The sequence below is a fragment of the Deltaproteobacteria bacterium genome (assembly GCA_003696105.1).
Taxonomy (GTDB): domain Bacteria; phylum Myxococcota_A; class Polyangia; order Haliangiales; family J016; genus J016.
The window spans coordinates 1-9,741 of record RFGE01000175.1 but is presented as its reverse complement, the minus strand read 5'-3'; the positions used below and the strand labels follow the sequence as shown (position 1 = coordinate 9,741).

The 9,741-nt window shown below is 72.5% G+C and carries 10 protein-coding genes; 1 reads left to right on the top strand and 9 read right to left on the bottom strand.

Annotation, left to right across the window (positions count from 1 at the left end; translation table 11 throughout):
• Positions 1-216: 216 nt before the first annotated feature.
• Both D6689_11690 and D6689_11685 read right to left on the bottom strand, forming a co-directional pair.
• Positions 217-1,626 (bottom strand): sigma-54-dependent Fis family transcriptional regulator, encoded by a 1,410-nt coding sequence (locus tag D6689_11690; protein ID RMH41192.1) that lies wholly within the window; start codon positions 1,624-1,626, stop codon positions 217-219.
• A complete protein-coding gene (locus D6689_11685; GenBank protein ID RMH41191.1) occupies positions 1,623-3,203 on the bottom strand; it encodes a sensor histidine kinase in 1,581 nt (526 codons plus the stop codon). Before D6689_11685 ends, D6689_11690 begins: the two co-directional genes overlap by 4 nt.
• Here D6689_11685 and D6689_11680 point away from each other — a divergent pair.
• On the top strand, positions 3,079-3,486 hold the full coding sequence (locus D6689_11680; GenBank protein RMH41193.1) for an NUDIX domain-containing protein: 408 nt from the start codon (positions 3,079-3,081) through the stop codon (positions 3,484-3,486). The two genes, D6689_11685 and D6689_11680, sit on opposite strands and share 125 nt — an antisense overlap.
• A 21-nt stretch (positions 3,487-3,507) precedes the next feature.
• Here D6689_11680 and D6689_11675 read toward each other — a convergent pair whose 3' ends face one another.
• The 7 genes from D6689_11675 to D6689_11645 form a co-directional block, all read right to left on the bottom strand.
• A complete protein-coding gene (locus tag D6689_11675) occupies positions 3,508-4,650 on the bottom strand; it encodes a hypothetical protein (GenBank protein RMH41190.1) in 1,143 nt (380 codons plus the stop codon).
• A 13-nt stretch (positions 4,651-4,663) separates the two neighbouring features.
• A complete protein-coding gene (locus tag D6689_11670) occupies positions 4,664-5,338 on the bottom strand; it encodes a hypothetical protein (GenBank protein RMH41189.1) in 675 nt (224 codons plus the stop codon).
• Positions 5,339-5,385: 47 nt separating this feature from the next.
• Entirely contained in the window at positions 5,386-5,877 is a 492-nt protein-coding gene (locus tag D6689_11665; GenBank protein RMH41188.1) for an arsenate reductase ArsC, read from the bottom strand.
• Positions 5,878-5,991: 114 nt separating this feature from the next.
• Positions 5,992-6,216 (bottom strand): hypothetical protein, encoded by a 225-nt coding sequence (locus tag D6689_11660; GenBank protein ID RMH41187.1) that lies wholly within the window; start codon positions 6,214-6,216, stop codon positions 5,992-5,994.
• 541 nt (positions 6,217-6,757) lie between these two features.
• Positions 6,758-8,032 (bottom strand): ABC transporter permease, encoded by a 1,275-nt coding sequence (locus D6689_11655; protein ID RMH41186.1) that lies wholly within the window; start codon positions 8,030-8,032, stop codon positions 6,758-6,760.
• Positions 8,032-8,877, bottom strand: coding sequence for an ABC transporter ATP-binding protein (locus D6689_11650; protein ID RMH41185.1), 846 nt, complete (start codon positions 8,875-8,877; stop codon positions 8,032-8,034). Before D6689_11650 ends, D6689_11655 begins: the two co-directional genes overlap by 1 nt.
• A 758-nt stretch (positions 8,878-9,635) precedes the next feature.
• Positions 9,636-9,741, bottom strand: a 106-nt coding sequence (locus D6689_11645) for a transposase (protein ID RMH41184.1), incomplete at its 5' end; no start/stop codon positions are given.

The following is a 9,741-nucleotide window of genomic DNA, read 5'->3' as shown; positions in this document are numbered from 1 at the left end:
TGGCGCGGGGCCGGTGCGTGTTCGCCCCGCGCTCCATCATGTTGGCCGCGGCTGTGTGACGCCTCGATGACGGCTCGGTGTCAGTCGCGCGCCGGCCAGACGCCCCGCTCGACGCCTCGATGACGGCGACGCCGCGGCGGGCGTGCGCCGAGTCTCCGGCGGCGCCTGCCGGTGTGTCGGCTTCACGCGCAACGATTGCGCGAGTCGCCGCGCCGATCAGCGCGACGACAGCTTCGACTGCAACGTGGTCCGCGGAAGGCCGAGCAGCTCGGCCGCGCGCGCCTGGCTGCCGCCCGCGCGATCGAGCGCCCAGTCGATCAGCGCGTGCTCGAACGCGCGCACGACCGCCGGCATGTCGAGGCGGTCGACGCCGTCGAGGTGCAGCGCGAACGGGGCGCCCACCGCCGCGCCGCCTCGCACCGACGCGGGCAGATGCGCCGCCTCCACCGGCCCGCCGCGCGCGAGGACGTACGCCCCCTCGATCGCACCGCGCAGCTCGCGGACGTTGCCCGGCCACGGCGCGGCGATCAGCGCCGCCGCGGCGTCGTCGGCCAGCGGCGGCGGGTCGCGCCCGTCGCGCGCGGCGATCTGGGCGAGGAAGTGCGCCGCGAGCAACGGGATGTCGTCGCGCCGCTCACGCAGCGCCGGCAGCCGAAGCTCCAGCGTGCGCAGGCGGTAGTACAGGTCCGGGCGAAACCGACCCTCGGCGGCCGCGCGCTCGAGGTCGATCTTCGTGGTCGCGACGACGCGGACGTCGCACGCCATCTCGCGCTCTCCGCCCACCCGCGAAAACCGACCGTCCTGCAAGACGCGCAACAGCTTGACCTGAATGTCGGCGGGGAGATCGTCGATGTCGTCGAGCAGCAGGGTGCCGCCATCCGCTCGCTCGAACGCGCCGGCCCGGCGCCCGGTCGCGCCGGTGAACGCGCCGCGCTCGTGACCGAACAGCTCGCTCTCGGCCAGCTCGCGCGGGATCGTTCCGCAGCCGACGGCGACGAACGGGCCCGCGGCCCGCGGACTCGCCTCGTGGATGGCGCGGGCGACCAGTTCCTTGCCGGTGCCCGTCTCGCCAGTGACCAGAACGGGCAAGTCGTGCCGCGCAAACAGGCCGACGCGCTCGCGCACCTCGACCATCGCCGCCGACCGGCCGATGAGCGGGCCGAGGCCGCGTGCCGCGCGCAACTCGTCGCGCACCCGATGCAGCTCGCGGCGCGTCCCCCGCAGCTCGGCGAGCTTGCGCAGCCGCGCCTCGAGCACGCGGAACGAAAACGGCTTGGTCAGAAAGTCCGCGGCGCCGTGTTGCAGCGCGTCCACCGCGGCCTCGACCGTCCCGTAGGCGGTCATCAACACCACGTCGATGTCGGGCCGGTCGTCGCGAACGCGCCGCAGCAGCTCGAGCCCGTCCATCCCGGGCATGCGAAGATCGGTCACGACGACGTCCCACGGCTCGCGCGCGATTCGCTCCAGCGCGTCTTGTGCCGACGCGGCGGCCGCGGCACAGTAGCCGGCGCGTTCGAGCTGCTGGACCGTGGTCGCGCGGCTCACGCGCTCGTCGTCCACCACCAGCACGCGCAGCCCGCGCGGCGCGGCTGCGACGCCGCCGGTCGATGCGCGGTCGTCGCTCACGGAACCTCCTGGTCTGCGGAAGACTCGTCAGCCATGGCAAGGCTGATTCTGACACGACAGCCGCCGCCCGCGCGATTCGCGATCGCGATGGTGCCGCGGTGCTCGTCGACCACCCGCTTGGCCAGTGCCAGGCCGATGCCGGTCCCTTCGCCCGGCGGCTTCGTGGTGAAAAACGGATCGAACACGCGGTCGACCAATCCCGACGGCACGCCGGGCCCCGCATCGACCACGTCGAGGGTCGCGCGCCGGACGCCGGCCTCCTCCGCGACGCCCACCTCGACCACCACGTCGCCGCCCTCCGGGCTCGCGTCGACGGCGTTGTCGATCAAGTTGACGACCACCTCCACCAGCGCATCCGGGTCGCAGACGGCCCGGACGTCCGCCGGCGACGCCAACGCGACCCGCACTCCCTTGCGACGCGCGCGCGCCCCGGCCAGCTCGACCGCGTCGCGGGCCACGTCCACGAGCGACGCGGCGCGCGGTTCGAGGGGCCGCGCGCGACCGAGTCCGAGCACGCGCTGGACGACCTGCTCGATGCGCTCGAGCGACTCGCGCAACAGATCGAAGTGACCGCGCACGTCGGGGCGATCGCCCAGATCTTGTTCGAGCAAGTCTGCGCAGTTCAGCGCGCCGTGCAGCGGATTGCGCACCGAGTGCGCCACGCCGGCGAACACCTCGCCGAGCCGCGCGAGCCTCTCGCGCCCCTCGGCGACGCGCTCGCGCGCAAGGCGCGCCTCTTCCGCGGCGATCTGCCAGCTCCGCACCTTGGAGGCCAGCAGCGTCGCGGCAAACATGGACGTCGCGTAGGCCAGCGCGGTGAGTGCATACGCGCCGCCGTCGATGGCACACGACACGTGGTAGCGGCCAAGCGCATGATGCGGAATCCAGCCGATCGCCTCGCCGGCGACGACGGCCGCGTATGCGCCCGCGGCGAGCGCCGTGAGCCCGACCGCCTGCGGCCGCGGCAGCAGGATCCCCGACAGCGACGCGTGCACCAGCAACAGTGCGCCAAACGGGTTTTCGACCGACCCGGACAAGTGCAAAAGCGCGATCAGCGCGCCGTAGTCGACGACGATCTGCAGGATCGCGAGCCGGCGGCGAGCCGACGGCGGCGCCCCGCGCATCTCCCTCGCGCGCGCGAGCAACAGCACGTTGACGCCCGCGAGGACCGACACCGCCGCCGCGGCCCCCCACGTCTGGTGAACGAGCCCCAGCGCCAGCGCGATCGGCCAGGCCGCCGTGACCCCCGCGATCGCCCACCAGCGCAGGCGTACCAGCCACAACAGCTCGGCGACCGACGGCTCCCCGTCGGCGACGGACTGACGTGCATCCGATGCGGCGCTCGGCGCTGCGTTGCGCGACACGTGCGCACCATACACCGCCCGCGCGGCGCGCGGGCGCGCACGGTCGGTTCGCCGAGCGCTCCGCCGCCGGCCGCGGTACAACTGCGCCATGCCGCGCCCTGTCTCCGCCGGCACGCTCCTGTACCGGCGCGGCCCCGCCGGCCTCGAGGTGTTGCTCGTGCATCCGTCGGGCGCGTACAACCGCCGCGCCCCGTGGAGCATCCCCAAAGGCATTCCCGACCCCGGCGAATCCCTCGAGGCGGCCGCACGGCGAGAGACGCGCGAGGAGACCGGCGTCGACCCCGGCCGGCTCGTCGACATCGGCGCGGTGGACTACACGCGCAGCCGCAAGCGCGTGCACGCGTTCGCCGGGCCGGCCCCCGCCGGTGCCCGACCGCGATGCGCGTCGTGGGAGGTCGACCGCGCCGAGTTCGTGCCGGTCGACCGCGCGCGTGCGCTGCTGCACCCGGATCAGGTGCCGCTTCTCGACCGCATCCCGGTCGACGCCGCCGACTGACGGCCGGGCGGCGCCGGTCGCTCACCCGCCGCCGCACGCGCCCGCGAACCGCAGCCGGTACATGCGGTGCTGCGCGTACGGCTCGGGCGCGTGCACCCAGATCGCAAACACGATGCTGCGGCCACCGGGTTCCCACACCGCCTGCGCGATCTGAACCGGACCACCGAGATAGCTCGGGTCGTCCGGATCGTTGAAGCGCGTGAGGCGGACGAAGTTTTCGCCGTCGGCGTCCATCAAATAGAGGTCGGCCTTGTAGCCGAAGGTCGCGAAGCCGGCGAACGGCCCGGACATCAGCGCGATGCGCGCGCCGTCCGGCGAAAACACCGCCATCTCGTCGTGAATCCACGGCGAGTTCGTGAGGTTGACCGTCTCGCCGGTCGCCAGATCCACCGTGTAAATGTCCAGTACCGCCTGCGACGATCCCGGTTCCAGGTTGGCCGACATCAACAGCTTCGATCGATCCGGCGTGAAGTCGTGCGGCTCGTAGTACGGCCGATCGCCCGCGGGCTGCAGCGTCTCCACATCGGTAAACGCCGGCGCGCCGGCTGCGTCGTCGAATCGGGCGATGTGAATCCGCCAGCGGCCGAACTCGTTGCCCTGCTCCCATATCCGGCCGCGCTCGTATCGCTGGCTCCACACGAACTCGCTGCCGTCGCGGGAAAACCACGGCCATTGCAGCGCTGCACGCTCGGGAATGCGCGTGAGCCGCGTGTACGTGCCGGTGTCGACGTCGATCGCCCAGAAGTCGTTGTCGGTGCCGATGCCCGGCGTGTTGGCGGCGGTGTGCGAGCCGCGCTCGTTTTCCGCCGTGATCACGATGTAGCGGCCGGATGCGTGAAACTCCGGGTTGCCCTTGTGTTTGCCCGCGAGTTCCGGGGGCGCGCCCGTGCACGTCAGGCACCGTTCGTCCGTTCCGTCGGCGTTCATGACGAACACCTCGTAGGCGCCGTCGACGAGTCGGGCGCAACCGATGGTCGCGCCGTCGGCCGACACGTCCGGCTCGGCGCAGTCCGGCAGCGGTTCGACTGCGGCGACCGCGCACTCCGGCGGCTGGCTGCCGTGCTCGACGGGGATTTCGTCCGGGTGAGACAGCTCGTCGGGCAGATAAAAGTTGCATCCACACCCGAATATCGCCGCCGCCACGACCACGCGCAGCGCGCGCACGAACCGCGGGCCGCTACAGGTCAAACGATCCTCCCACGCCGGCGGCAACGACCGCGAGCCCGCGCGTCCGAGCCGACTCGTCGTCGCCGCCGAACGTCACGGGGCTGTACGTGACCGACAGTTCCGGTATCAGGTCGAACGTGCGGCCAATGCGCCACGCGAACGCCACCGATCCGCCCACGTGCACCAGGTTGACTACCCTCCCGCCGCCGACGAGCAGTTGATCGGCCAGCCGCGGACCGGCGACGAGCTGGTGGCGGCCGAACCGCCAGCCGTACAGCAGCGGCAGCGACACGCCGGCCGCGTGCCACGGCGCACCGTCGATCGACGCGAACCGGTAGTCGACCCCGGGGGCGACGACCGCGAGGCGGCCGGGCACCGCGACCTTGGCGGACACGGACGCGGCCGCGCTCGCGATCCCGGGCACGCGAAACCCGGCGACGCGCGCGCCGACGTCGGCGCGGTCGGTCACCCCGCGGCGGTAGTCCACGGCCAGCCCCGCCCACGGCCCGACGACACGCCCGCCCGGCAAGTTGGCGACGTTGGCGACCACGTCCGCTCCGAATCCGAGTCGCGCGTCGCCGGCGGCGAGCGGCTCCGCGCGCCCGAGTCCCGACGCCGTCGCGCAACCGGCGGCGAGCCAGCCGATCGCCACGGCGGCGGCACATGCCCTGCAGATCCCGCGCACCCCGACGGCAATGTACCACGGCCGCGGCCGGGGCCTCGGCTGTGCGGTCACCGCTTCCGTCGTCGCGCCGCCGCCAGTGCGGCGATGCGTTCGCTCAGTTCGTCGCGCACGGCGCGAAATCGATCGAGCTGGCGCGCGTGCGAGTCGCCCGGGCGTGCCGCCGCCGGATCGGGCAACGGCCAGTGCAGGTGAACCACGCCGCGCGGCGGCACGGGGCAGCCGCCGTCCCCGCACAACGTGATCGCGAGGTCGACCGCTCCGAGATCCACGGCGTCGAGTGCCTTGGCCGACTGGGCCGAGATGTCGATCCCGACCTCTGCCATCGCGCGTACGGCGAGCGGGTGCACGCGCGTCGGCGCCGAGCCGGCTGACTGCACGCGCACCGCGTCGCCGAACGTGCGCATCGCGATCGCCTCCGCCATCTGCGACCGCGCCGAATTCGCCGCGCACAGAAACAATACTCCGTCGAACGGCAGATCGGTGGTCGCCGACTCCGCTCGCGCTGCGCCACCACCTGGTGCGGCCAACTCGTCCCGCATTCGTCGATCTTGAGCAGATGGCCGCGGTCGCGCCAGCGGTCTACCGTTTTGGCCGGCAACGGCGCCGATGTCGAACGGAGGGCGACGTGCGCGCAGTCCGGCGCGATGCGGTCGTCAACTCTCGAGGTCATGCCGCCACGGCGCCAACGTCGGCCCTGGCCGCCATCGTCGACGCCGGACGGCGGCGGTCTTCGTCGCGAGACTCGGGGGAAAGCTCGGACGATGCCGGCCGATGAGCCTCTCGGTCAGCTCCGTGATCGCGGCGACGGTCATGATGGACTCGGCGGCGCCCTTGACGTGGTAGCCGCGCGCGCCGGTGCGCGGGATCGCCAGCAACAAAGGAGTGGCACCCGCCAGCAGACCCAGCTGATCGTTCGGGATCGTATCGCCGTCACGGGGTGCTCCGCCCTCGCTTTCGGGGAACAGCCGAGGGCTCTCGGGCGGCGACAGCAGCGTCGAGCCCAACGCGACCGCCGCGCTGCCCCAGAAAAACTACAACGCACCGCCGTCGACCAGAGTGGACCCGTCCTTGTCGCCGTCGGCCGTCGACGAATGGGGAGCCGCGAGAACCGCGACGACCCGGGCCACCGCCGCGACTCCACGACGACCGCATGCGCCGGTCGGGTAGCCGATCACCGTGACGCGGTGGCCATTCTCATAGAAGTGGACCCGTCTGCTGTCGCCGTCGCTCCCCCTCGCGACGCCAGCAGCGCCAGCCGTCGTTGAAACAGCCCCACCTTGGCTTCGTCGGCCCGCCTCGCCAGGCGGCCGCTCCGCCATGCTGTCGCCCCGCCGCTCGCCGGCGTTCCGCCCCACGGACCGCCGTCGCGCCCTTTGGCCGGGGTCCGTCGCGCGCGCGCTCGCGCTCCGGCGGCCAGGTTTAGTCGTCGCGCAGCAGGCGCACACCGGCGACGAATGCGACGACGCCGGTGGCGACCAAGACACCGCACGGAAGCAGCATCTCGCTCAGCGAGAAGCCGCGCCAGGTCGCGCCCTCGATCGCAAGCAGAGCCCAGCGGACCGGGCTCACCACGGCGATCGCGCGCATCCACCCGGGCATGAACATGACCGGCACCATCCCGCCACCGAGCATCATCAGGACGAGCATCGCCGCCGTCGCATAACCGCTCGCGGCCCTCGCGGTCCGCCCGATCGTCGCGAGCAGCATCATGATGCCGACGAAACAGACGGCGCTCGCGACCAGCGCGAGCAGCAGGACCACGGAGGGCGTCACGCGCAGCCCAAAGGCGACGCGCCCGAGCGCGAGCAGGCCGACCTCGACGACGCCGATCACGATCAAGCACGCGGCGGCCTTCCCTCCCACAATCTGAGTGCGCGTCACGGGGGCGACGCGCAGGCGCAGGAACGTGCCCTGCTGTCGCTCGGACACGAGCGTCATGGCAAACGACATCGCGCACATCATCAGTCCCCACAGGATCGCCTGCGGAAACGAGATCTCAAAATAGGACGTCGGCCCCGCCCGCGCGCGCGTCACCGCCTCGACCGCGACGTCGACCGGCTGCCAGCGCGGTCGCGATCCCGCCGTGTCGCCCGCGCCGTCGCTTGCGTCCGGGATTGCGGCGAGAAAGCGGTCGACCGCGGCGAGAAAGCGGCTGACGTCGCGCGCCCACTGCGACGTGTCGCCCGACGCGGCGAGGTCCGAGCGTGCACGCCTGACCAGGTCGCGCCCCTCGTTCGGATCGGCAAACAGGTCCTGCACGCCTTCGTACAGGTAGCGCGTCACCACGCCCCGAAGGAGCCCCGCCTCGGCGCGCCGGCTCGGATCGACCCCGATGACGACCCGCGCCGTGCCGCCGAACAACAGGCGGCGGCGCGCGTCACCGAACCCCGACGGGACGAGCACGTAGGCGGTCTCTTTCCCCTTGCGCACCGCGGCGACCGCCGCCGCGCGCTCGCCGCGCCGGGTCGCCAGCTCGGGTGCAGCATCGAGCCGCGCGAGGAAGGCACGGCTCTCGGCGGAGCCGTCCTCGTCGACGAGGACGACCGAAATGGCCTCGCCACCGTCGTCGCGCGAAAAGATCGTGCCGAAGAAGATCGCCGTCAGCGGCGGAAACACGACCGTGAAGAACAACCCCGCCGGATCGCGCGCGAGCAGCCGGAGGTCCTTGCGGAGGATGGCCAACAGCGCCCGCATTAGTCGCGAAGCCTCCGCCCGGTCAGGCGCAGGAAGACCGCCTCGAGCGTGGGGCGCTCGACGCGGAAGCGAACGATGTCCTCCTGCTGTGCCAGGGCGTTGAGGGTGGCAAGCGGATCGTCGGTCTCGATCTCGCGCGGTCCCGTGCGCGACTCGACGACGAGCCGGTCGGGGCCGCCGTGCGTGGCGATGAGCCCGTCGACGCCGTCGACGGCGAGGACGCGACCACTATCGATGATGGCGACCCGGTCGCACAGGCGTTCGGCCTCCTCCATGTAGTGCGTCGTGTACAGGATGGTCCGCCCGTCGGCGCGGAGCCGCTCGAGCGCCTCGAAGATCGCGTTCCGCGACTGCGGATCGACACCGGCCGTCGGCTCGTCGCACAGCAGAATCGGCGGATCGTGGACGAGCGCGACCGCGAGGTTCAGGCGGCGTTTCATCCCTCCCGAATACGTGGCGACGCGGTCGCCGGCGCGGTCCGCGAGGGCAACCGCCTCGAGCGCGGCGGCGGCGCGGCGCTCGACCGCCTTCCCGTGTAGGTCGAACAGCGCGCCCCAAAACCGCAGGTTCTCGATCCCGGTGAGGGTGTCGTACAGTGCGAGCGCCTGCGGTGCGAGACCGAGCATGCGACGCACGGCGCGGTCTCGCGGGTCGCCCCCGTCGCCAATGTCGACGCGCCCGCCGTCGGGCGCGAGCAGACCGACGATCAACGCGACGGTGGTCGTCTTGCCGGCGCCGTTGGGGCCGAGGAGGCCAAAGATCTCGCCGCGCCGCACATCGAGATCGAGGCCATCGACGGCGACCGTATTGCCGAAGCGCTTGGTAACCTCACGAAGGCAAATCATGCGCGCGCGCCGGGGACGGTAGCACGGGAACTCGTCCCCCGCTGGCCGTGCCCCACCCGGGTGCCGTGCTCACCCGAGCGCACGGCGGTCGCCCGCGCGCGGCACCGCGACGCCTCCGGATTTCGCTCGTCGCACGCGGTCCCCTCCGGTCCTACGCCGGCGGTGACGCATCCGGCCGCCCGGCGCGTGCAATGACGCAGCAGCGCTCACTCGAGCGGGCCGCCGTCGTCGGTTGCGCCCGGTTTCGGCTCGGTGAGCTTGTGCGCGCTCCAGTAGAACTCGTCCAGCCCCGCACCCGGCCAGCCCCGCACCCGAGTTGATCGGACCCGGGCCAGCCCCGCACCCGCGGGCCGCCAGCCCCGCACCCGAGTTAGCCAGCCCCGCACCCGAGTTGGCCAGCCCCGCACCCGAGTTGATCGGCCAGCCCCGCACCCGAGTTGATCGGACCCGCAGCGAACGAACCTCGTTGGCGGACGGACCCGCACCCGGGTTGATCGGGACGGACCCGCACCCGGGTTGATCGGGACGGACCCGGAACGGACCCGCACCCGGGTTGATCGGACCCGCAGCGAACGAACCTCGTTGGCGAGGCGACCGGCGCGGGCGCAATCGGCGCGCAGCGGGCTGACGAGCCACCGCCGCGGCAGATCCGCGGACGACAACCCGGTGACCGCGCCCACACTCCGCTGCCGGCGGACGCGGGTTGGCGCGGCAAGCCGAGTCACTTGCTGCGGTCGTCGCGGGCCCGGGGCCGGGCGTCAAGCTGTGTCGGCGACGGCGACGCCTTGATAGACGCGCATCGCATACGAGCCGGCCGGGAACACCACGTCGCGCACGCCGCGCTTCCACCGCTCGTACGCCTCG

Coding starts and splice junctions, on each gene's coding strand:
- D6689_11680 (RMH41193.1), top strand. CDS start 3,079: ATGCCGCGCCCTGTCTCCGCCGGCACGCTCCTGTACCGGCGCGGCCCC.
- D6689_11685 (RMH41191.1), bottom strand. CDS start 3,203: ATGCCTTTGGGGATGCTCCACGGGGCGCGGCGGTTGTACGCGCCCGAC.
- D6689_11665 (RMH41188.1), bottom strand. CDS start 5,877: ATGCGGGACGAGTTGGCCGCACCAGGTGGTGGCGCAGCGCGAGCGGAG.
- D6689_11655 (RMH41186.1), bottom strand. CDS start 8,032: ATGCGGGCGCTGTTGGCCATCCTCCGCAAGGACCTCCGGCTGCTCGCG.
- D6689_11650 (RMH41185.1), bottom strand. CDS start 8,877: ATGATTTGCCTTCGTGAGGTTACCAAGCGCTTCGGCAATACGGTCGCC.